Consider the following 22561-nt stretch of genomic DNA (forward strand, 5'->3'; position numbering starts at 1 on the left):
CTTAAAAAGTGGGGGACGATCAGCGAGTCGATCACTTAAAACAAGCGAAAAATGGTTACCGCACAAGTCAACTCAACCCAGCAGCGAATTCCCGCGAACCGGAACCACGACGGTGATCGCCTTGACCTGAACATCTTCGCGCCAGACGCTGCCCGGAACGGGCATGCCAAGACGGCGAGCGGCAAAAATCCCGGGCAGATTCACACCTGCTTCACGGGTATAGCCAATGCCACCGGAGTAACGCAGATTGATCTCCAGCAAGTGCGGCTGGCCTGCGGCATCATCGCGGGTTTGCACATTGACGATGCCGTCGCACTTGAAGTGCCGCGCCGCCTTGATCGCCAGCCCGACCGCTGCACCCTCGCGCTCGAACGTCTGCATCAGGCCCTGTTTGCGTCGTGCGACATGGGCCACGACCTCGCCAGCTTCGCACACCATGTCCACCGAACACTCGCTGCCGGGCATGTAGGGCATGACCAGCAACGGCTTGGGGGCAGCTGATTGGCCGTAGGCCTGGGCAAATACCTGGGCGTTGACTTCATGGGCATCGGCGTTGGCAAAGCTGCGAAACGGATCCACGTCATCGGCCAGGCGCCAAAAGCCCTGACCGTAAATGCCGCGAGTCGGTTTTACACACACCTGACCGTCACGGGCGAGTTGGGCATATGCCTCTTGCAACTCGGCGCGGGTGCTCACGGTAATCGCCGGGATACACGCCAACCCTGCTGCCAGGGCCTCGCGAGTGAACGCAGACTTGTCGTCCACCCGTTCAAAGGTGTCCAGATCCAGAGCCCCGGTCACCAATTGCAGTCCGGCAGACTCGAACGCGGCCCGGTGAGCCTCATAAACCTGCCCGATACGCCCGGCCAGCACGACCTTGATCTGATGGGCCCGTGCCTGTTCGATCACCCAGTCGATGCGCTCTTGATTGTCCTGCGGCTCGCTCCAGGCGACATCCGCCAACCCGGTAATTTCAGGGCGATTTTGTCGGTGCGAGGCATAAATCCGCACGTCATCGGGCAGCGCCGCCCGGGCACCTGCAATCACGTCGCGCTGGCTGGACTGCCCTTCAAGAAACCAGATCATGAACATCCCTTGGTACGGATAAACGCGGGAGTCTAGCGCAAGGGTGTAACCGACGCCCTCAGTCATTATGGGGAGCCCGTGTAACCAAATATGAAAATTATTAACCAACTAGTTCATAATGTGCGGCATCGTGTCGCGCCCTGTTCGCCGGCACTTCATTCGAAGGAGCTTCTGTAGATGTTTTTCTCTTCCCGCGCCCTGCTGAACACCAGCTTGTGCAGCGGCTTGTCATTGCTGGCCCTGACGCCTGCCTGCGTACTGGCCGACACCACCGACAACCTGATGAACCGTTCGACCCTGACCGGCGACTGGGGCGGCGAGCGCCAGAAGTTGATGGATAAAGGCGTCAAACTGACCGGTGACTACAACTCCGAAACCTTTTCCAACCTGCATGGCGGGATCAAGCACGGCACCCGTTATTCGCAGCAAGTGCGTATCGGCGCCCAGTTCGACCTGAGCAAGCTGCTCGGCACCGCCGATGCTGGCCTGGTGCAAATCACCGTCAATGATCGTCGCGGCCACAGCGCCTCTGAAGATCTGGTAGGCAACCGCCTGCCGATCCAGGAAAACGCTGGCGGCAACTACACCCGTCTGTCTGAGTTCAGCTACCAGCGCACCCTGTTTTCCGAAGACCTGACCACCAAGCTGGGCTTCATGCCGATGGGCAATGATTTTGGCGGCATGCCGTTGCTGACCAGCTTCGTCAACGCCGGTTTTTGCGCACACCCGCTGACCCAGTCCAACGGCAGTGGCTGGACCAACTACCCGACCGGTCACTGGGGTGGCGAATTGCGCTACACCGTAAGCCCGGCACTGACCCTGCAAACCGCTGTCTTCCAGGTCAACCCCGAGTACAACAGCCGCTCCTCGGAAGCCTTCAGCATGACCACCAAAGGCACGACGGGGGCGATCATGCCGCTGGAGGCGATTTTCACCCACGACGCCTGGCTCAATGGCCAATACAAAGTGGGCTGGTACTACGACACCTCCAACACCCGCAAAATTGGCAGCACGCAAAAAGCCAACAACCGTACCGGTGCTTACGTGCTGGTCGACCAGGCCATCTGGCGTGACGAGCAAGACCCCGAAAGCGTGTTGCGCGCCTTTGGCCAGGCGGCCCGCAGCAATGCCGCGACCTCACCGATGAGCCACTGGTACTCGGTGGGTCTGGTCAAGCAAAAGCCATTTGCCAGCCGTCCTAAAGACAGCATCGCCTTCGCCTATGGTCGCGCCGTGTTCAACTCGCGCTCACGGGATGTACAAGAAGCGGCTGCCAGCAGCCCTGAGCAAGCCGACATGATTGCCAGCCTGGACAGCGGCGAGCAGTTGCTTGAACTGAACTATGGCGCACAAGTCACGCCGTGGCTGCTGTTGCGTCCCGACCTTCAGTACATCATCGAACCCGGTGCGTTCTATGGCGCCAGCCGCAGCAATGCCCTGGTCGCGGGATTGCAGGTCAAAGCGACGTTCTGACGGCTTGGGTTTATTGTGGGAGCGGGCTTGCTCGCGATGCTATCACGGCGGTTTTGCAGTCAGACCGCGGCGATACCATCGCGAGCAAGCCCGCTCCCACAGGGATGTGTGGTTGGCCTGCCAGCTTTCACAATTTGTTAAGAACTCCCCTCCTATACTCCAGCGCAGTATTCCATTCGATGACTGCCTGGTAGCCCAATGCGCCTGACTCGCCCCGCTCTACTGTTATTACTGCTCGGTTGCGTGCTGTTCTTCTTTGCACTGGGCAATCACCAATTGCAGGGGTCGACCGAGTCCAGGGTGGCGGGTATCGCCATGCAGATGCACTTGAGCGACGACTGGGTGACACCCCACCTGCTCAACGAACCCTTCCTGGAAAAACCACCGCTCAGCCTGTGGCTGGACGCTGGCGCCCTCCGCGTGTTCGGCGCCCAGCTATTCGCCGTGCGACTGGCATCAGCCTTTGCCGGATTGTTTTGTGTGATGTTGCTGTACGTCATGCTGCGCAAACTCGCACGCCCCACGGCACTGGCCTGGACAGCAGCAGCGATGCTGGCAACGATGGGCATTTTCTGGGGTAACACCCGTCAAGTAGGCGAAGATGCGCTGCTCACTCTGGGTGTGACCATGGCCTTGCTGGCGTTTTTCTATGCCAGCCGCCAGCTGCGTTTTGCCTGGGGCCCCTGGCTGTTGTTTGCCGCCGGGATTGCCATTGCCACCCTGAGTAAAGGCGTGTTGGGCCTGGCGCTGCCGGGGATCGTGATTTTTACCTATCTGGTGTGTGAAAGCCTGATAGAGAAACGCTTCGTCCTGCGCAATTGGCTACGCCCGGGGTTGCTGACTCTGCTCGGGCTAATCCCGCTGTTCATCTGGCTGTGCGTGCTCTACCAGCGCGGCGGAATGCAGGCGGTCAGCGAACTGTTGTGGACCAACAGCGTGGGTCGCTTCAGTGGGTCGTTTGTCGAGGCCGGGCATTACGAACCGTTTTACTATTACCTGCGAAAACTGCCCGAAGCCTTTTTACCGTGGAACCTGCTGACTTATCTGGGCCTGTGGCACTTTCGCAAACAACTGCGAAGCAATCCGTTCCTGCTGTTTTTCTGCGTGTGGCTGGTGGCGCAATTTGCGCTGCTCAACTTCGCCTCCAGCAAGCGTGCGGTGTACATGATGTCGATGGCACCCGCAGCCGCCGTGATTGCCGCGCAATACGCCCAGGTGATTGTGGACTGGCTGCGCAAAAAAAGTCCGGTGTCGGCCACGGCCAGGTTCCTCAGCGACTACCACCGGCCACTGGCTGCCGCACTGCTGGCGGGCCTGGTAGCCGCCTATCTGCTGGCAGCGCACCGGGCACCCCTTGCCGATAAGGAAGAGTCATTCCAGCCTCTGGCGGCCTACGTCATGGATCTGCAAGCCCGCGGTAAACAGGTGGCGCTCCTCAGGCCCGACGAGCGCCTGGGTGCCGTGGTGTTTTACAGCCAGCAATTGCAACACACGCTCAACTCAACAGCAGAACTGCAGGCGTTTCTCAGTGCATCGCCCGACCATATCGCCCTGGTGGAAAAGCCCGAGGTACCGGGGATGAACCTGAGCATCCTGGACGAGGTCAGTGTAGGGCGGCACCACTTCTACTTTGTCAGCCAGGCCGCTCCCGCCCCATAAACTTGATCCCGGGCAACAGAACGGCATATGACGTGGCCGATCACGGTGTATTGGCTACGCTCCTTGGGCGATTCCCAGTCAAGGAGCCTGTCATGACCATTGGTATTTCCAGCAAAACCCTGAGCGACTACGACGCTCACCTGGCCTTCAACACGGCCACCGCATTTTTACGCACATCTGATCTGGCCAATTACCTGATTGATCAGCTTGAGCAGCAACATGTGAAGGTCAGCATTGAAGTCAGTACCGACCCGGCACTGGCCAATCAGGATGTGTCTAACAACGGCTCGATTGTCTGGAACCTGCACAGCAGCGAGTCCCCCAGCCCCAACCTGCCCGACGTGGCAGCCCTGCTGGGTCGCATCCCCGCGCAGCAAAAGCCCTACATCACAAGCCAGTGGTGGCTGATGCATCTGCTCGCCCTCGCCTGCCAGCAATTGAACAGTCAGCTCAACTTCAGGGATGCGGATGCGACCTGGCCGTGGCTCGATGAAAAAGTGCTCAGCGCCAGCGATATTGAACAGGTGGTGGCACGGGAACTCAGCGACCTGCCTTTACCCGACGAGCAAAACTGGAACCGCCTGCTGAACCGCGCATGACATGAAAAAGCCCGGCACATGTCCGGGCTTTGCGTGTTGCTTGAAGGGGGGTCAGAATTGCGAGGCTTCGAACCCGTGGCGGCTGCTAGCGGTCATTACCGGTACTATGCTCGCCCAGTCCTTGGGCTCGATATAGCCCAGCATCTGCGGCTCACCGTGGGCGTCACTGGCCCGGATGAACAAGGTGGAGCCGTAGCCAAACGTGGTGTTCGTTGACAGGTGCATGTCCAAAAGCAGTTGGTCCATGCATTCGCTGTGGCTCACCAGAATCAGGTTCTGGCCCGCTACTTTGTGCTTGAGGGCATCACGCAACATGGTGCCCCGGCAGTTGAACAGCCAGTCCTGTGCCTCAACCGGGTGCACAAACATGGCGCTGGCAGTTTGCCGCGCACGGGTCAACAGGCTGCTGTAAATGTCAGCGTTCTTGAGCCCCAACTGATTGAAGTCTGCGCCAAGCGCTTGAACCGCAGCTTCACCGCGCACCGTCACACCGTCTGCCGGGCCCAGGCACTGCGCCGAGGAACGGTCGCAACGCTCGCCATGACGGACCACCGCAATCACATCACCCTTGGCCCAGCTATCGGTCAGCAACACCACATGATCGGCATGGCTAGGCTGTGCCAGATCAGGCGGGGCCGCAGGTGCCAGCAGCGTCAGCGTCAACGCAATAGCCATCACGCTCGCGACGATCACCACCAGCGCATTTTTATAACGGACCAGGCCACGGCGTAGCAGCGTACGGTTAATCCCGGTCAGATCAAGGCTCAACGTCACGGTACTTATACCCTCTGCGGCAGTCAGTGAAAGACACCGGCCTACCCTATCGCTCGAATATGACAACGGGTCGCATCGCGGCCCTGCTGTAAGAAATAGACTTGCACAATTCAGGCATCTATTAGCTGAACAGTAGGTTAAAAAAATGGAGGTCAGAGGCAGGTGAAACGAATGTGAAAAAAAGCGTAAAAGCGAAGATCAGGCACACGCTTCAAATGGATATGAGGTTATGTGAACTGGTGCAAAACAAAACGTTTCAGCTCTGACGAATGCAGCCGATACCTCTCCAACACAACACTCGGCTGGGTCAAAAAAAATAATTCCCTCCAGCGAACTTAGATCATGCGTGCAGCGTTCCTGGAGAACCTTATGAATAGATGGCTGAGCGATATCAGCGTCAACCTGAAACTGTCCCTGGGCTTTGGCCTGGTACTGGCCCTTACCTGCGTGATGGCCGTCTGTAACTGGATCAGCCTCGACAAGATGATTGATCGCAGTAACTGGATGAGCGACATCACGCGGCTCAACACGGCGTTTACCAACCTGCGGGTGGCACGCTTGCAGTACATGCTCACCGATGGCGACGAAACCGCCGCGCAGAATGTACAAGCCAGCATTGATGCGTTCTCGGCCCAGCAAAAAGAGCTGATCAGCACCTTCCTGAGCCCGGAAAACCTCAAGCTGCTCAAAGAGCAACAAGCGATCATCGGCCGCTACGAGCGTGCGCTGGTCACGATGCGCAAGGCTTACGTTGAGTCCGCCGTGTCGCGGGCCAACATGGACCGCAACGCCGTACTGGCACAGGACGCCATCGCGACCCTGGTCAACCGCGCCCTGCAAATGCCCGCTGGCGATGAAAGCCGTTTTGCCATGTTCCAGAACGTGTCCGAAGTACGTGAGCAGTTCCTGCTCTCGCGCTATCAGGTTCGGGCCTACATTGCTGCGCCCAACCCCACGACCGAGAAGGCCGCACGCCAGCAACTGGACACCGCCATCGCAAGCCTGGAACGCCTGGGCTCGCACTTTGGCGAAAATGCCGGCGACACCCTGCGCACCCTGGGCAAAACCATGGAGCAGTACCAGCAAGCGCTGGAGCTGTACGCCAGCACCGACAACACCATCATCGCCATGCGCAAGGACATGACCGAATACGGTGCCAGCGTCCTTGGCCTCAGCGATGAGCTGTACAAGATTCAGCTGGAACGTCGCGACATCGAAAGCGCCACGGCCAACAGCATGCAATTGATCACCACCTTGCTGGTCTTGCTGTTTGGCATCACGGCCGCCGTGATCATCACGCGCCAGATCACTGTGCCTCTGCGTGAAACCCTGGCCGTGGTAGACCGCATTGCCGGTGGCGATCTGAGCCACAACCTGCGCGTGACCCGCCGCGATGAGCTGGGCGTACTGCAACAAGGCATTGCACGCATGGGCACCACCCTGCGCGAGTTGATCAGCGGTATCCGCGACGGCGTCAGCCAGATCGCCAGCGCGGCCGAAGAGCTGTCTGCCGTGACCGAACAAACCAGCGCCGGGGTCAACAGCCAGAAGATCGAGACCGATCAGGTGGCCACCGCCATGCATGAAATGACCGCCACTGTGCAAGAAGTGGCGCGCAATGCCGAGCAAGCCTCCCAAGCGGCCGCAGCCGCCGACAACGAAGCTCGCGAAGGTGACACCGTGGTCAACCAGGCGATTGACCAGATCGAGCGCCTGGCCGTGGAAGTGGGTCGCTCGACCGAAGCCATGGCTGTACTGCAACAGGAAAGCGACAAGATCGGCAGCGTGATGGACGTGATCAAGGCCGTGGCCGAGCAGACCAATCTGCTGGCCCTCAACGCCGCCATCGAGGCTGCCCGCGCCGGTGATGCGGGTCGCGGTTTTGCCGTGGTTGCCGACGAAGTAAGGGGCCTGGCCCAGCGCACGCAAAAATCCACCGAAGAAATTCAAACCCTGGTGGCGGCCCTGCAAAGTGGCACGCAGCACGTGGCCACCGTCATGCACAACAGCCGCACCCTGACCGACAGCAGCGTGACCCTGACCCGTCAGGCGGGCACCTCACTGCAAGGCATCACCCGTACGGTGTCGAATATCCAGTCGATGAACCAGCAGATTGCCGCTGCTGCCGAACAGCAGAGCGCGGTCGCCGAAGAAATCAGCCGCAGCATCGTCAACGTGCGCGACGTCTCCGAGCAAACCGCAGCGGCCAGCGATGAGACGGCCAAGTCCAGCGTTGAACTGGCGCGTCTGGGCAATCAGTTACAAGAGATGGTCAGCCACTTCAAGGTGTAATGACCCACTCGTGACACCGGAGGGGCCGCTTCAGCGGCCCCTTTTAAAGAACGGCGCCCGCCATCAACAGTGACTTGCCGGGAGACGTTACTCATCGTCCCCGGACATAGGTTCACGACAAAGTGCCGCACTACTTACGGCTATAAACAACTAAGAAAAACCTTACCGACAAATGTAAACGTGCGCATAGTCGAACAATGAACGCCTCACCTAAAGTCTCGGGCCGAACTAATAACAGGCCCCAGACTCATGTCAATTCAAAAAAAATCCGCACTTAAAGTTACTCTTGCCATTGCAACGTTGTTTGCGGTGTCCTCTTCGTTCGCTCAAGACTACACAGCCAGCTGCTCGACTGCCGGGTTCACCGGCACCGCCTATATAAATGCAGAAAGGGAAGGTCCGCTGGTCTACGTCACCAATACCGCCTATCAAATCAAAGCGCCTGCAGGGCATCAGAACACTCATGCCGCCAAGCTCAGCGTTTATGAAGTTGACGGCTATTTTAATAAACCAACACCGTGGAGAAGTTACAGCAAAAACCTCAGGCAAGATAACCTGAAGCACGCGATGAAAATGCGAACCTACCTGTGGACACCTAGTTCAGTGACTCAATACGTAAAGTTTGAATTTGATCGATCACAAAACAGCAAACCCACTTGCACTGCCAGCGTAAAAATCTTACTGCCTGGCTAACAAAACCTTTTAATAGCCGCGAACTTGGTTCACGGCTATTAAACACACGCGCTTATATACACCGGCAACCTTCATTGCCAGAAACCCACTTCACAAGCGCACGGTACGCATCAACGTGTCGTACGCATTTCGCTCATTCGTGCTGCACACGCGCCCGCTTGAGCAGTTTTTTGCTGCGCTCGGACAGGTGCAGCACCCGCAGATGCTTGCCCGCCTTGCGATAGCGCTCGCGCAAGGTGTCCAGTGCCGCGATGGCCGAGTAATCCATGAAGTTCAGGTGGCGACAATCCAGCGTCACCTGAGCCGGATCGTTGGCCGGGTCGAACTGCTTGAGAAAGGCCGTGGTCGAGGCAAAAAACAACGTGCCATGAACACGGTAAAGCTTGCTGCCGTCGCTTTGCAGATCCGCGTCGGCGTACAGCTGACGCGCCTGCTGCCAGGCAAAATTGAGCGCGGCGATAATCACCCCGCACAGCACCGCCACCGCCAGGTCGGTAAACACGGTAATCACCGTCACGGCGATGATCACCAGCACATCGTTGAGCGGCACCTTGTTCAGCACCCGCAACGAGGCCCAGGCAAAGGTCTGCTGCGAGACCACAAACATCACGCCCACCAGCGCCGCCAACGGGATACGCTCGATAAACGGCGACAGGAACAACACAAACAGCAAAATCATCAGTCCGGCAGTCACACCCGACAACCGACCACGGCCGCCGGAGCTGAGGTTGACCACGGTTTGGCCGATCATGGCGCAACCGCCCATGCCACCAAACGCACCCGACACCATGTTTGCCGCGCCCAACGCCACGCACTCGCGGTCCGGGTAGCCACGGCTCTCGGTGATTTCGTCGGTCAGGTTGAGGGTCAGCAGGGTTTCCAGCAAACCCACCACCGCCATCACGATTGCGTAGGGCGCGATGATGCTCAGGGTCTCAAGCGTCCAGGGAATCTGCGGCAGGCTGAAGCTCGGCAAACCGCCAGCAATGTGCGCCATATCGCCCAGGGTGCGGGTCGGCAAGCCCAGAAAATAGACCGCCAGGCCCACACCCAGAATGGCCACCAGGGCAGGCGGCGCGGCGCGGGTCAGGCGTGGCAGCAGATAGACAATGGCCATGGTCGCGGCCACCAGTCCGATCATCATGTACAGCGCCATGCCACTGAGCCAGGTGCCGCCGTCCTTGAAGTGATCCAGTTGCGCCAGGGCAATCACGATCGCCAGGCCGTTGACGAAGCCCAGCATCACCGGATGGGGCACCATGCGCACCAGCTTGCCGAGCTTGAACAAACCGAACGCCAGCATGATCAGCCCGCTCAACAGCACGGTGGCCAACAGATACTGCACGCCGTGTTGCACCACCAGCGCGACGATCACCACCGCCATCGACCCGGCCGCACCGGACACCATGCCAGGTCGCCCGCCAAACAGCGCGGTGAGGGTGCAGATGATAAACGCGCCATACAAGCCCATCAGCGGGTTGAGGTGGGCAACCAGCGCGAACGCGATGCACTCGGGCAACAAGGCGAAGGACGTCGTGAGCCCGGCCAGGACATCAGCGCGCAGACGTGAGAATTTCATGGCTTACCTAAAAGTCGGGACGGGAAAAACGGAAGGGATAATAAGTAAAGGATGGTAACAAATTGCAGGGGCTAAAAAGAAATTGTGGGAGCAGGCTTGCTCGCGATGGCCACACCTCGGTGAACCTGAATGACCGAGGTGTCTGCATCGCGAGCAAGCCCGCTCCCACAAGTGTGATGCGTGTATGTGCGTTGCGGGTTTACTTCACAACCATGCCCACACCACGACCACGCGGGTCGGAAGCGGTTTCAAGCTGGGTGCCGTTAACCCGGATCGCCTGGATATCGCCCATGTTCCAGCCCTGATCCTCCAGGGTGTAACCCATTGCCTTGAGCTCGTCAGCCACCTTGCCGGTGAGCGGTGCATAGGCGTCGAAGTAAATCGTGTCTTTGGGCAGCAACTGGTGATGCACGCGCTGTGCAGCCACGGCTTTCTCCAGTGGCAAGTCGTAGTCGTAAATGTTGTTCAGCACCTGGAAAATCGAGGTGAAGATCCGCGAACCACCCGGTGTGCCGAGTACCAGCGTGACTTCTCCATCGCGTGTCACCAGGCTTGGGCTCATGGAAGACAACATGCGCTTGCCCGGCTCGATGGCATTGGCATTGCCGCCCACCACACCAAACGCGTTGGCCACCCCCGGCTTGGAGCTGAAGTCATCCATTTCGTCGTTCAGCAAAAAGCCCGCGCCTTTGACCACAACGCCGCTGCCGTAGTCCCAGTTCAGGGTGTAGGTATTGCTGACCGCATTACCCTGCTTGTCGACGATGGAGAAGTGCGTGGTCTGGTGCGGTTCAAGGCCCGGCTTGACCTTGGCAGTCTCGGAAATAGCCTTCGGATTGACCTCTTTCGCACGCTTGGCGATGTAGGCCGGGTCGGTCAGTTCAGCCACAGGCATCTTGCCGAAAGCCGGATCGCCGAGGTAGTCGGCACGGTCGGCAAACACGCGTTTTTCGATCTCGGCCAGCAGGTGGATATACGGCGCGGAGTTCAGCTCAACCCCTTTGAAGTCCGCTGCACGGTCTTCTTTGATGCCGATCAGTTGGGCCAGCGCGATACCGCCCGAGCTTGGCAGCGGCGCGGTGTACAGGGTGTTGCCACGGAAATCGACGCGCATCGGTTCACGCCAGTTGACCTTGTATTCGTTCAGGTCTTCCTTGGTGATCAGGCCTTTGTCCTTCTGCATTTGCGCGACCAGCAGGTCAGCGGTCTTGCCATGATAGAACTCTTTGGCGCCCTGATCGGCGATGCGTTCCAGGGTCTCGGCCAGCTCAGGCTGCTTGAAGGTTTCGCCGGGCTTCATGCTGCCAAAGTAGTCACCGAAGTTGGTGGTGCCCTTGAACAGCGCCAGCGCATCTTCGCGGTACTGGTATTGCTGGTCGGCCACCTTGAAACCGTTTTTGGCGTAACCCACGGCCGGGGTCAGCAGTTCGGCCCACGGCAATTTACCGAAGCGCTGGTGCGCTTCCCACAAGCCCATCACCGTACCCGGCACGCCAGCGGCACGGGAACCGACCAGGCTCAGGTTCTCGATGATCTCGCCTTTGTCGTTGAGGTACATGTCGCGGGTGGCGGCTTTGGGCGCCGTCTCGCGATAGTCGAGGAAATAGGGTTTGCCATCGATGTACATCGTCATGAAACCGCCGCCGCCGATGTTACCGGCTTCGGGGTACGTCACGGCCAGGGTGAAGGCGGTTGCCACGGCAGCGTCGACCGCATTGCCGCCTTTTTTGAGAATCTGCGCGGCCACTTCGGCACCGTACTGGTCCGGTGCAGCGACAGCCCCGCCCTCCAGGGTAACGGCATAAGCCGAGGAACTGGCAGCGATGGCAGCCGTCAAGGCCAGGGTTTTGAACCACACAATGCGCATTCGGTACTTCCTTTTATTGTTATCAACTGTGGCCAAACCTTGTCTGATTTGGGCAACATTTTCAAACAACAAAAAACAAAATTGCGGGTTGTGTGACCTCTGTAGCCGCTGAGGAGCGTAGCGAGGCTGCGTACGGTTGCGCAGCAATCATTGGCAAACACCAGGGCCTGATTTTGCGACCACTGCGTCGCAGTACCGCATCACGCCGATCGCAGCCTTCGTTCCTCGTCAGCGACTACAGGGATGTGTCAGGTTTCGGTGATCAGTGCATCCACCAGACCACGGGCCAGTTCGACGCCGTGAATCACGCACCACAACTGCTCGGCCTCAAAACCACTGAGGTGGGAGCGGATGTCGTCGGCGGTCAGTTCTGCGCCTTTGAGCAGCAACGAGGCATGTTTGAGCGCTTCCTGAACAGGTACGCCGGGGTTGATGGCAAACAGCGAAGTGCCCTGGTGGGCGCAGGTGAACAGCGGAGGGTCGGGAACAATTTTTTTCATGGAGGGATTCCAATGCAGTCTGAAAAAAGCTGCCTCTGTCCCGCTGTCAATCGGTAAGGGTGGCAGCTGCATGCGGGTTGACAGACCGAGGAAATCCCAAAAACTCGGCGCACTTGAACGTGCCCCGCACACAGCCGCCATAACATTGAGAAACATGTAAAGCGCTGAAATTATATTTGGGCGGTCTGTCAAAACCGGTCACTGAAATCAGCGACCCGGCGAGACTATCCACCCGTGTGCAGCGCCACAAGACGGTCAGGATTCTCTAGGAATCGTCCCTCAATAGAAAGCGACGCAGCAGGTGCAGACGTTGCTTTATGTGTAGGAACCTCACTCAAGCCCTGTGGGCTTGTCGCAGATTGCGTAGCTGGCGAGCTTGGCCTGGATAAAGTCCAGAAAGCACTGAATGCGCAGCGCCAGTTGTGAGTTGCGGTAGTACACGGCGTTGATCGGTTGGCGGTAGCCGCTGTTGAACTCGCCCAGCACGACGTGCAAGCGCCCGTGGGTAATGTCTTCATGGGTCATGAAGTGCGACAGGCACGCAATGCCCTGCCCTTGCAGCGCCAGATGGCGCACGGTTTCGCCGCTCGAGGCGCTGATGGCCGGCTGGATGGGCCAGCGATCACCCTGTGCATAACGTAGCGGCCACTGATTGAGGCCATCGTTTTGGGTAAAGCCGATCAGGGTGTGGTTGGCCAGGTCTGCCACGCGGGTAGGGACGCCGTAACGGGCAAGGTAGTCGGGGCTGGCCAGGATGTTCAGCGGGCTGCACCCCAGGGAACGGGCGTGCAAGGTGGAGTCGGCCAGGGTGCCGATACGAATGGCGATGTCGGTGCTTTGCTCCAGCAAGTCGATGATCAGGTCGTTGCTGTTGAGTTCGAGCTGGATTTCGGGGTACAGCGCACGGAATTCGGGGATAAACGGCACGATGGCGTGCAGCACAAAAGGTGCGGCTGCATTGATGCGCAACCGTCCCGAGGGCGTGCGCTGGTGCGAGATGAGGCGCTCTTCCAGCTCGTCCATCTGTTCAAGGATCAGCTTGGCCCGCTCGAAGAAAAACTTGCCCTCCTCGGTCAGGTCCATGCGCCGCGTGGTGCGGTTGATCAGCGTGGTGCCGAGCTTGGCTTCCAGCCTTGAAAGCGTGCGGCTGACGGCGGACGGCGTTTGCCCGGCTTGCTCGGCAGCGGCAGAAATCGAGCCGCACTCGATGACCGAGACAAAAATTTGCAGCTCATCGGATCTGGCTTTCACGCGGGCGACCTTATCTACGTGTGGGAGCGGGCTTGCTCGCGATGGTATCACCGCGGTTGGTCTGAACAACCGCGTCGCCTGCATCGCGAGCAAGCCCGCTCCCACCCTGGCGTCGTTATGCCTTGAGACCGAACACCTCGCTCAGGTGCTGTTCATAACGCGCGGCGTCGATTTCGGGTTGCGGACGCTTCATCACGTCGACACACAAGAAGGTCGGCAGGCCGGTCATGCCCAGGAATTCATTGGCTTTATGGAACGGGAAGTACACCGCGTCCACGCCTTTGCCTTCGAAAAAGTCCGCCGGATCATCGAACGCTTGCTGCGGGGCGTTCCAGGTCAGGGACAACATGTATTTTTTGCCGTGAATCAGGCCGCCGCTGCCGTAACGCTGAGAAGCGTCGGAACGGGTACGACCGTCACTGGCGTAGAGCTTGCCGTGGCCTTGGGTAAACACTTCATCGATGTACTTCTTGACGATCCAGGGCGCCCCCATCCACCAGCCCGGCATTTGATAGATGATCACGTCAGCCCACAGGTATTTTTCAACCTCTTCAGTGATGTCGTAGCCTTCGTCGATGTGGGTCACTTTGACTTCAAAGCCCTGGCGGTCAAAAAACGCCAGCGCGGTGTCGTGCATGGTCAGGTTGTAGCGACCATCGGAGTGGGCAAATTTTTTGGCGCCGTTAAGCAAGAGTATTTTTTTCATCATCAGCCTCCAGGGGGGTAAACCCTCAGCGCTGTTGAGCGACAGGGGGGTTAAAAATCATGTCGGCAGAATATCGATGCGCTTGCTCAAGAAAAACCCGTGGTGGGTCAAATCACCTTTGCTGTTAATGCACGAATGAATACTCAATTGTTGACCAGCAAGTGCGCACCCAATAGCGCCATGCCTATAAAGAACACCCGTTTGAACAGTGCGGCGCTGATGCGCTGGCGCAACCACTGCCCCAGCCACATGCCGAGCATGGCGGGCACCAGCGCCAGCAATGAGGCATTGAGCTCACCGCTGCCCAGATTGCCGCGCCAGTAAAGCCCGGCGGCAAGGGCCAATGTGGAGACGCTGAAGGACAATCCCAAGGCCTGAACCAATTGGTTTTTGCTTAAGCCCAGCGCCTGCAGATAGGGCACGGCGGGAATCACAAACACGCCTGTGGCCGATGTAATCACCCCGGTGATCACGCCGCATATCGGGCCCAGCCAGCGCTCGCGCTGCGGGACGACGCGCAGGGTGGGCAGCCACAGCCCGCTGAGGGCGTAGAGCAGCAAGGCCGCCCCCAGCGCCCGCACCACCCACGTGCCGCCGTCGATACTTAGCCAGAGCATGCCAACCCCGGTGCCGATAAAGATGCCCAGCTGCATGGGCCACAGGCGTTTTATCAGCGTGCGCAACTGCCCGCCTGCAGCCAGTTGCCAGGCGTTGGTGACAATGGAGGGAATGATCAGCAGCGCAGCAGCCTGCGCTGGAGCAATAGCCAGCCCGAGCATGCCCATCGCCACCGTTGGCAAGCCAAGACCGATGACCCCCTTGACGGTGCCCGCCAGCAAAAAGGTCATCATCACCAGCAGTGACAAGGCCAGGCCGAGGTGTTGGTAGAACTCGATCAGTGTTTTCATGGGTGTATGCTGGACCACGGCGACGGCGTTGAAAATTCGCCATAGATGAAGCCAGCCTATTGCACAACAATAGGCTGAACACACACCTGGGTGGGCAAGGACCTTTCATGCACTTCGATCTGGTTGATCTGCGCCTGTACTTGAATGTGGTGCAGGCGGGCAACATTACGGCGGGCGCCAGCCTCAGTCATTTGTCTCTGCCCGCGGCCAGTGCGCGGATCAGGGCGATGGAGGCGTCGTTGGGCGTGGCGTTTTTACACCGCTCTCGCCGTGGGGTCAGCCCGACCCCGGCCGGGCAAGCGCTCGCGCACCATACACGGCTGTTACTGCAGCACGTCGAGCACATGAACCATGACCTGGCTGAGTACGCCCTGGGCTTCAAGGGCCGGATACGCCTGCTGTGCAACACCTCAGCCCTCACCGAATACCTGCCCGAGCTGCTCGCCGATTTCGTGCGCCAGCACCCCACCATCAGCGTCGACCAGCAAGAACTCACCAGCCTGCGCATCACCCATGCATTGCGCCAGGACGCAGCCGATATTGGCGTCATCTCCAATGCCGTCGACACCCGCGACCTGCAAACCCGCCCCTTTCGCGATGACCCGCTGGTACTGGTGGTACCCCTCGGCCATCCACTGGCCAACAGGCCTGATCTCTCCTTCAGCGACACCCTGAGCCATGACTATGTAGGGTTGTCGGCCAGCAGCGCGTTGGCGGTGTACCTGGAAGAGCAGGCGCTGCACGTGGGCGTTCGCATGCAGGTGCGGATTCGCGCCGAAGGTTTCGACGGGGTGTTACGCATGGTCGCCCGCGGTGCCGGGCTGGGTGTCGTACCCAAGGCGACGATTGAGCGCTGGCAGGCGCCGCGCACCTTCAAGGTGGTGAACCTCTGCGAGCCGTGGGCGGATCGCAAACTGCTGCTCTGCGCACGCTCGTTTGAGCAGTTGCCTGCCTATGCAGTGGCATTGCTGGAGGCGTTGAGCCTGTAGGAAGAGTCGCTGTTTGGTGCTCTCCTGTATGCCTTCGTTTTTACCAAGAGTAATATCCGGGGCTTGCGACACCCTAGGCACCTTTGGCCGCGGGTATTTTTATCAAGTTTTTGAGAATAACAACTCACAGGGCACCCGATGGCTGACGCTAACTCCCCCCCGGTCACACTCAAACGCGGTTTGAAAAATCGCCATATCCAGCTGATTGCCCTGGGCGGCGCGATTGGCACGGGCCTGTTTCTGGGTTCGGCGGGCGTGCTCAAGTCGGCCGGACCGTCGATGATTCTTGGCTATGCGATCGCCGGTTTCATTGCGTTCCTGATCATGCGCCAGCTGGGCGAAATGATCGTCGAAGAACCGGTTGCCGGCTCCTTCAGCCACTTTGCCCACAAGTATTGGGGCGGCTACGCGGGGTTTCTGTCGGGCTGGAACTATTGGGTCCTGTACGTGCTGGTCGGCATGGCCGAGTTGACGGCGGTGGGCAAGTACATCCAGTTCTGGTGGCCCGAGGTGCCGACCTGGGTCAGCGCCGTGGTGTTCTTTGTGCTGGTCAACCTGATCAATACGCTGAACGTCAAAGTGTTCGGCGAAATGGAGTTCTGGTTCGCCATCATCAAGGTGGTGGCGATCGTCGGCATGATCGTACTGGGTTGCTACCTGCTGTTCAGCGGCACCGGCGGCCCACAGGCGTCGATCAGCAACCTGTGGAGCCACGGCGGGTTCTTCCCCAATGGCGGCATGGGCTTGCTCATGGCGATGGCCTTTATCATGTTTTCCTTTGGCGGCCTGGAGTTGGTGGGCATCACGGCGGCTGAAGCCAGCGAGCCGAAAAAAGTGATCCCCAAGGCCATCAACCAAGTGGTGTACCGGATCCTGATTTTCTACGTGGGCGCACTGACCGTGCTGCTGGCGTTGTACCCGTGGGACCAGTTGCTGGTCACGCTCGGCGCCGGTGGGGATGCCTACGGCAGCAGCCCGTTTGTGCAGATTTTTGCCTTGATCGGCAGCGACACCGCCGCGCAGATCCTCAACTTTGTGGTGCTGACCGCCGCGCTGTCGGTCTACAACAGTGGTGTGTACTGCAACAGCCGCATGCTGTTCGGCCTGGCCGAGCAGGGTGACGCGCCCAAGGCACTGATGAAACTGACCAAAAATGGCGTGCCCTTGCGCGCGCTGGGCGTGTCGGCGCTGGTGACGTTGCTGTGCGTGGTGGTCAACTATGTGGCCCCGCATAAAGCGCTGGAGCTGCTGTTTGCGCTGGTGGTTGCCTCGTTGATGATCAACTGGGCGCTGATCAGCCTCACCCATATCAAGTTCCGCAAGGCGATGGCCGTTGAGGGCGTGACGCCTTCGTTCAAGGCGTTCTGGTTCCCGTTCAGCAACATCCTGTGCCTGGTGTTTATGGCGGTGATCGTCTCCGTCATCTGGATGATCCCCGACGTTCGCGCTTCGGTGTATGCAATCCCGGTATGGCTGCTGATCATTTACGGGTTCTACCGTTTACGCCTGAGCAAGGGCCAGGCGCTGGCGAACACCCGCTAAGCCTTCAGCCGTTACACAAAAGCCCCGCGCACTCACTCAGTGCCGGGGCTTTTGCGTATCTGGGTGTCGGAATCAGGCATCTGTCAGTGCGCCACCACGGTTAGGGTGAGGTTCGATAACCCATCACCGGAGGTCTTATGTCTGCGCCAATCACCGTGCTTCGCGACACCCATCCCCTGCCCGTGCTCGATGCCTGCAAATGGGAAAAACTCGAGGGCGACCCGCATACCGTCAACCTCAACGCTTACACCAGCGAAGACGGCAGCAAGATCATGGGGACGTGGATCTGCACGCCCGGCAAGTGGTACGTGGAATATGTGAAGTGGGAATACTGCGATTTCCGTGAGGGCTATTGCATCATCACCCCGGAAGGCAAAGAACCGATCCATCTGCGGGCCGGGGATATCTTTGTGGTGGAGCCGGGTATGAAAGGCACGTGGGAGGTGGTGGAAACCGTGCGCAAGTACTTCGTTTTTGCGTGATTGAAATCATGCAAAAAAACCGGGAATCCGCCCGACGCGGATTCCCGGAAAAGCCCTATTCGGGCTTGCGATAGCTATTGATGATGGCCGAAAAGTCTTTGCCGCCTTCACCGCGCAGACTCATGGCCTGATACAACTGTTGCGCCACAGCCCCCATCACCACAGGTTGATGGGCCTGGCGTGCAGCCTCGGTGGCCAGCCCCAGGTCCTTGAGCATCAGCTCGGCGCCAAAGCCGCCGGTATAGCCCCGCGATGCCGGGGCCGTTTCAACGATGCCCGGCCACGGGTTGTACACCTCCGAACTCCAGCAGCGCCCGGTGGAGCTGTTGATAACACCCGCAAGCACTTCGCTGTCGATGCCCAGCGCGGCACCCAGTGCCATGGCTTCGCTGACGCCGACCATGGAAATCCCGAGCAGCAGGTTGTTGCAGATTTTAGCCACCTGGCCGGTGCCCACATCCCCGCAATGGACGATGTTGCGACCCATTTGAGCGAGTACCGGGTGCAAGGTGTCGAACAAGGCCGGTGAGGCGCCGACCATAAAGGTCAGGGTCCCTGCCTGCGCGCCGCCCGTGCCGCCGGATACCGGTGCATCGGCCATTTGCACGCCCTGTCTGGCCGCAGCGGCGGCCACTTCACGGGCGGTTTGCGGGTCGATGGTGCTGCAATCCACTGCGGGCACCCCGGCACCGATCCCGGCCAACACCCCGTCTTCGCCCAGCCATACGCTGCGTACATGGGCGGCCGCCGGGAGCATGGTAATCACCAGCCCGGTGCCTTGGGCGGCTTCCCGTGGCGAGGCGCTGACATGACCGCCAAGGGCCGCCAGTTCGGCCAGGATGTCTTTGTTCAGGTCAAACAGGTTCAACGAGTGCCCGGCCTTGAGCAAGTTGCGCGCCATCGGTGCGCCCATGTTGCCCAGGCCAATAAATGCGATGTTCATGGTGTGTGCCCTCAACGAAGATGGATGGTGGTGTTAACGCCATCATTCACGCTTTCATCGTCGAACCAGCGACTGGTGACGGTCTTGGTTTGAGTATAGAACTGCACAACCTGCTTGCCGTACGGCCCCAGATCACCGAGTTTCGAGCCACGGGAGCCGGTGAAGCTGAAGAACGGAACCGGCACTGGAATCGGGATGTTGATACCGACCTGACCGACATCGATTTCAGTCTGGAACTTGCGTGCCGCAGCGCCGCTTTGGGTGAACAGGCCGGTGCCATTGCCAAACGGGTTGGCATTGACCAGTGCGATGGCCTGATCGAGGGTGTCGACTTCAATCACCACCAACACCGGGCCAAAGATTTCCTGGGTGTAGATTTGCATGTCGGTGGTGACGCCCGAGAACAGGGTCGGGCCGATAAAGTTGCCTTGTTCGAAACCCGGAACCTTGACGTTGCGCCCGTCCAGTTCCAGCACCGCGCCCTCTTTGATCCCGCTTTCAATCAGCCCCAGTACGCGCTCTTTCGCACGCTTGGAGATCACCGGTCCCACATCGGTACCCGCCTCACTGCCTGCGTTGACCTTGAGCTGTTGCGCCAGCGCCTTGAGGTCTGGCAGCCATTGTTTGGCGGCGCCCACCAGCACCACCACCGAGGTGGCCATGCAACGCTGGCCGGCAGCGCCAAAGCCCGCACCAACCAGTGCGTTGAGGGTTTGTTGACGGTTGGCGTCGGGCAGCACCACGGCGTGGTTTTTGGCGCCCATCATCGATTGCACGCGTTTGCCGTGACGGCCCGCCAGGTCATAGACATGGGTGCCGACGGCGGTCGAACCGACAAACGATACCGCTTTGATATCGGTGTGGGTGCAGAGCGCGTCCACGACGTCCTTGCCGCCGTGTACGACGTTGAGCACGCCCGGCGGAACACCGGCTTCGATGGCCAGCTCGACCAGCATCAGGGTCGACAGCGGATCTTGCTCGGACGGCTTGAGTACGAAGGTGTTACCGCAGGCGATGGCCATCGGGAACATCCACAGAGGAATCATGGCCGGGAAGTTGAAGGGTGTAATGCCCGCGCAGACGCCGATAGGTTGACGCAAGGTGTAGGTGTCTACCCCGCCTGCAACGTTTTCGGCGAATTCACCCATTTGCAAAGTGCCGATGGAGCACGCGTGCTCGACCACTTCCAGACCACGGAAAATATCGCCCTCGGCGTCGGCAATGGTTTTGCCTTGTTCAGCACTCAGGACAGTGGCAATACGTTTGGAGTGTTCGCGGATCAACGCTTGCAGCTTGAGCATGATGCGCATGCGCGCACCGATAGGCGTCAGCTTCCAGGTCTGGAAGGCGCGTTGAGCGGCGGCGATGGCAGCATTGACTTCATCGGCGGTAGCGAACGGCACTTTGGCCAGCACTTGCTGGGTAGCCGGGTTGACGATGTCGTGCCACTCGGTGGTCTGCGACTCGACCCATTCGCCGTCGATCAGCAAGCGTGCGTTTTGATACGGGGTGTTAGAAACGCTCATGGAAGTCTCCGGAATTATTCTTGTGAGTACGGGCGTCCAGATTGGTCGCAGGACTGTTTTTGGAGTATAGGTGTGCGTTCTTCTAATAAGAACGCACATAAAAGCCGGTCTAACATGCAAAAAAACATCACATCGTTAAGCGCCCTGAACTGGGACGACCTGAAGTTTTTTCTTGAGGTGGCCCGCACTCGAAAAGCCAGCAGCGCAGCCAAACGGCTGGCGGTTGACTACACCACCGTGTCGCGGCGGATCAGCTCGCTGGAAGCTGCTCTGGGGACTTTGCTGTTTGAAAAGTCGCGCACCAATGGCTTTACCCTGACCAACGAAGGCCAGCGGTTGCTGGGGTATGCCGAGTCGATAGAAAGCACGCTGCACATGGCCTGCGAGCAGGTATCAGGGTCTGGCGTGGCGCTGTCGGGGCATGTGCGCATGGGTTGCACTGAGGGTTTTGGCAGTTTTTTCATCACTCCCCAGCTCAGCCATTTTGTGGATACCTACCCGGCGATCTCGGTGGATATCCTGCCGTTGCCACACTTCATCAGCTTGTCCAAGCGCGAGGCCGATATTGTTATCGCGCTGGAGCGCCCGGAACACGGGCCCTATGTGTGCTGCAAGCTGTGCGACTACCGCTTGCAGCTGTATGCGACCCAGGAGTATCTGGACCAGCACCCGCCGATCCGCCGGATGACTGATTTGTCGGAGCATACGTTTATCAGTTACGTGGACGATCTGGCGTTCAGCTCGGAGCTGCTTTACCTGGCCAATGTGCTGCCGGGCGCCAGCGCCAACTTGCGCAGCACCAGCGTGATTGCGCAATTCGTGGCCGCGCAGCAAGGCCGTTCGCTGGCGATTCTGCCGTGCTTTCTGGCGGCTCAGGACCCGCGTTTGCTGCCGGTGCTGCCTGACGAGGTCAACCTCACGCGACAGTTCTGGATGTACTGCCGTGAAGATCTGAGGAAGTTGAAACGCATCACCTTGCTATGGGATTACATCCGCGAAGTGACGGAACTGAATGCGCCGCTGCTGCTGGGCGAGACGCGCGGGATGAAATTTGTGGACTGACCTCACCCCCCTGTGGGAGCGGGCTTGCTCGCGATTCAGACACCGCGGTCTGCCTGAATGATCGCGGTGATGCTATCGCGAGCAAGCCCGCTTCCACAAAGAGGGGTCAGTACGAATCTCTAGTCGGCAATCACCACAATCGACACGCGGCGGTTTTCCGTACGCCCGGCGCGGGTGTTGTTCGACGCCACCGGCTCGCGGCTGCCCAACCCACGGATCTGGATATTCTCGGGGCGCATGCCGACCTTGAGCAGAGCCTTGACCACGCTGTTGGCGCGGCGAACGGACAGTTGTTCGTTGTAGGACTCCTTGCCTGAGGAGTCAGTGTGGCCGTCGACCCGCACGCGCTGGATGTCTGCACCGAGCAAGGCGGTGCCGATGCGCTCCACGATTTCCTGGCTTTGCCCGTTGAGCACTTCAAGGTCGCTGCCAAACAACACTTTGCCCGACAAGCCAAATGCCCAGCCCTCTTCAGTCAGCTCAAAGCCCTGCTCTTTCAGAACGGCAACTTGGGCAGGCGTCAGCCCTTTTGGCGCAGCCGTCTGGCAACCGGTCAGCGACAGCGTGGTCAGCAACAGGGCAACGCTAAAAAATGTCAGGTAACGATGGATCAAAACACGCATGTGGGGG

20 protein-coding genes and 1 pseudogene are annotated in these 22561 nt (G+C 59.2%); 10 read left to right on the forward strand and 11 right to left on the reverse strand.

Annotated elements, in window-relative coordinates:
* Positions 1-72: 72 nt before the first annotated feature.
* Positions 73-1086 (reverse strand): ATP-grasp domain-containing protein, encoded by a 1014-nt coding sequence (locus VSQ83_RS20750; protein WP_219262372.1) that lies wholly within the window; start codon positions 1084-1086, stop codon positions 73-75.
* A 177-nt stretch (positions 1087-1263) separates the two neighbouring features.
* On the opposite strand from VSQ83_RS20750, the gene VSQ83_RS20755 reads away from it, so the two are divergent.
* The 3 genes from VSQ83_RS20755 (at position 1264) to VSQ83_RS20765 (ending at position 4817) form a co-directional block, all read left to right on the forward strand.
* Entirely contained in the window at positions 1264-2559 is a 1296-nt protein-coding gene (locus VSQ83_RS20755; protein WP_219262371.1) for a carbohydrate porin, read from the forward strand.
* A 198-nt stretch (positions 2560-2757) separates the two neighbouring features.
* The gene (locus VSQ83_RS20760) at positions 2758-4218 is read left to right on the forward strand and encodes an ArnT family glycosyltransferase (RefSeq protein WP_326427422.1); all 1461 of its coding nucleotides are present in this window, start codon (positions 2758-2760) and stop codon (positions 4216-4218) included.
* Positions 4219-4310: 92 nt separating this feature from the next.
* The gene (locus VSQ83_RS20765; RefSeq protein ID WP_133078825.1) at positions 4311-4817 is read left to right on the forward strand and encodes a hypothetical protein; all 507 of its coding nucleotides are present in this window, start codon (positions 4311-4313) and stop codon (positions 4815-4817) included.
* Positions 4818-4868: 51 nt separating this feature from the next.
* Here the strand turns inward: VSQ83_RS20765 and VSQ83_RS20770 are convergent, their stop codons facing one another.
* A complete protein-coding gene (locus tag VSQ83_RS20770) occupies positions 4869-5591 on the reverse strand; it encodes a histidine phosphatase family protein (protein WP_219262369.1) in 723 nt (240 codons plus the stop codon).
* A 504-nt stretch (positions 5592-6095) separates the two neighbouring features.
* On the opposite strand from VSQ83_RS20770, the pseudogene VSQ83_RS26835 reads away from it, so the two are divergent.
* From VSQ83_RS26835 to VSQ83_RS20780, 3 genes and pseudogenes are all read left to right on the forward strand, one after another.
* A pseudogene (locus VSQ83_RS26835) lies at positions 6096-6980 on the forward strand (methyl-accepting chemotaxis protein); the annotation flags it as partial.
* A gap of 198 nt (positions 6981-7178) precedes the next feature.
* Entirely contained in the window at positions 7179-7883 is a 705-nt protein-coding gene (locus tag VSQ83_RS26840; RefSeq protein WP_405046758.1) for a methyl-accepting chemotaxis protein, read from the forward strand.
* A 249-nt stretch (positions 7884-8132) separates the two neighbouring features.
* Complete coding sequence (locus VSQ83_RS20780) at positions 8133-8576, forward strand: hypothetical protein (protein WP_326427424.1); 444 nt, start codon at positions 8133-8135, stop codon at positions 8574-8576.
* Between the two features lie 133 nt (positions 8577-8709).
* Here the strand turns inward: VSQ83_RS20780 and VSQ83_RS20785 are convergent, their stop codons facing one another.
* The 6 genes from VSQ83_RS20785 to VSQ83_RS20810 form a co-directional block, all read right to left on the reverse strand.
* Complete coding sequence (locus VSQ83_RS20785) at positions 8710-10155, reverse strand: SulP family inorganic anion transporter (protein ID WP_133078822.1); 1446 nt, start codon at positions 10153-10155, stop codon at positions 8710-8712.
* Between the two features lie 199 nt (positions 10156-10354).
* Positions 10355-12022, reverse strand: coding sequence for a gamma-glutamyltransferase (gene ggt / locus VSQ83_RS20790; protein WP_219262365.1), 1668 nt, complete (start codon positions 12020-12022; stop codon positions 10355-10357).
* A 248-nt stretch (positions 12023-12270) separates the two neighbouring features.
* Positions 12271-12522 carry a DUF3077 domain-containing protein gene (locus VSQ83_RS20795; protein WP_133078819.1) on the reverse strand — a complete coding sequence of 84 codons (252 nt, stop codon included), beginning with the start codon at positions 12520-12522 and terminating at the stop codon, positions 12271-12273.
* A 330-nt stretch (positions 12523-12852) separates the two neighbouring features.
* Positions 12853-13773 carry a LysR substrate-binding domain-containing protein gene (locus VSQ83_RS20800; RefSeq protein WP_219262364.1) on the reverse strand — a complete coding sequence of 307 codons (921 nt, stop codon included), beginning with the start codon at positions 13771-13773 and terminating at the stop codon, positions 12853-12855.
* Between the two features lie 115 nt (positions 13774-13888).
* On the reverse strand, positions 13889-14479 hold the full coding sequence (locus VSQ83_RS20805) for an NAD(P)H-dependent oxidoreductase (protein WP_326427425.1): 591 nt from the start codon (positions 14477-14479) through the stop codon (positions 13889-13891).
* 143 nt (positions 14480-14622) lie between these two features.
* The gene (locus VSQ83_RS20810) at positions 14623-15387 is read right to left on the reverse strand and encodes a sulfite exporter TauE/SafE family protein (RefSeq protein ID WP_326427426.1); all 765 of its coding nucleotides are present in this window, start codon (positions 15385-15387) and stop codon (positions 14623-14625) included.
* Positions 15388-15494: 107 nt separating this feature from the next.
* Between VSQ83_RS20810 and VSQ83_RS20815 the strand changes: the two genes are divergently transcribed.
* The 3 genes from VSQ83_RS20815 (at position 15495) to VSQ83_RS20825 (ending at position 18400) form a co-directional block, all read left to right on the forward strand.
* A complete protein-coding gene (locus VSQ83_RS20815) occupies positions 15495-16376 on the forward strand; it encodes a LysR family transcriptional regulator (protein WP_326427428.1) in 882 nt (293 codons plus the stop codon).
* A 138-nt stretch (positions 16377-16514) separates the two neighbouring features.
* The gene (locus VSQ83_RS20820; RefSeq protein ID WP_133078814.1) at positions 16515-17918 is read left to right on the forward strand and encodes an amino acid permease; all 1404 of its coding nucleotides are present in this window, start codon (positions 16515-16517) and stop codon (positions 17916-17918) included.
* A 137-nt stretch (positions 17919-18055) separates the two neighbouring features.
* On the forward strand, positions 18056-18400 hold the full coding sequence (locus VSQ83_RS20825) for a cupin domain-containing protein (protein ID WP_016783536.1): 345 nt from the start codon (positions 18056-18058) through the stop codon (positions 18398-18400).
* Between the two features lie 55 nt (positions 18401-18455).
* On the opposite strand, the gene mmsB is transcribed toward VSQ83_RS20825, so the two are convergent.
* Both mmsB and VSQ83_RS20835 read right to left on the reverse strand, forming a co-directional pair.
* Entirely contained in the window at positions 18456-19343 is an 888-nt protein-coding gene (gene mmsB, locus VSQ83_RS20830; protein ID WP_219262361.1) for a 3-hydroxyisobutyrate dehydrogenase, read from the reverse strand.
* 11 nt (positions 19344-19354) lie between these two features.
* Complete coding sequence (locus VSQ83_RS20835) at positions 19355-20869, reverse strand: CoA-acylating methylmalonate-semialdehyde dehydrogenase (RefSeq protein ID WP_133078812.1); 1515 nt, start codon at positions 20867-20869, stop codon at positions 19355-19357.
* Positions 20870-20983: 114 nt separating this feature from the next.
* Here VSQ83_RS20835 and VSQ83_RS20840 point away from each other — a divergent pair, with 114 nt between their 5' ends.
* Positions 20984-21931 (forward strand): LysR family transcriptional regulator, encoded by a 948-nt coding sequence (locus VSQ83_RS20840; protein ID WP_219262359.1) that lies wholly within the window; start codon positions 20984-20986, stop codon positions 21929-21931.
* Between the two features lie 119 nt (positions 21932-22050).
* Here the strand turns inward: VSQ83_RS20840 and VSQ83_RS20845 are convergent, their stop codons facing one another.
* Entirely contained in the window at positions 22051-22554 is a 504-nt protein-coding gene (locus VSQ83_RS20845; protein WP_219262358.1) for an OmpA family protein, read from the reverse strand.
* Between the last annotated feature and the right edge of the window lie 7 nt (positions 22555-22561).

This window comes from Pseudomonas sp. DSV-1 (genome assembly GCF_035830915.1).
Taxonomy (GTDB): domain Bacteria; phylum Pseudomonadota; class Gammaproteobacteria; order Pseudomonadales; family Pseudomonadaceae; genus Aquipseudomonas.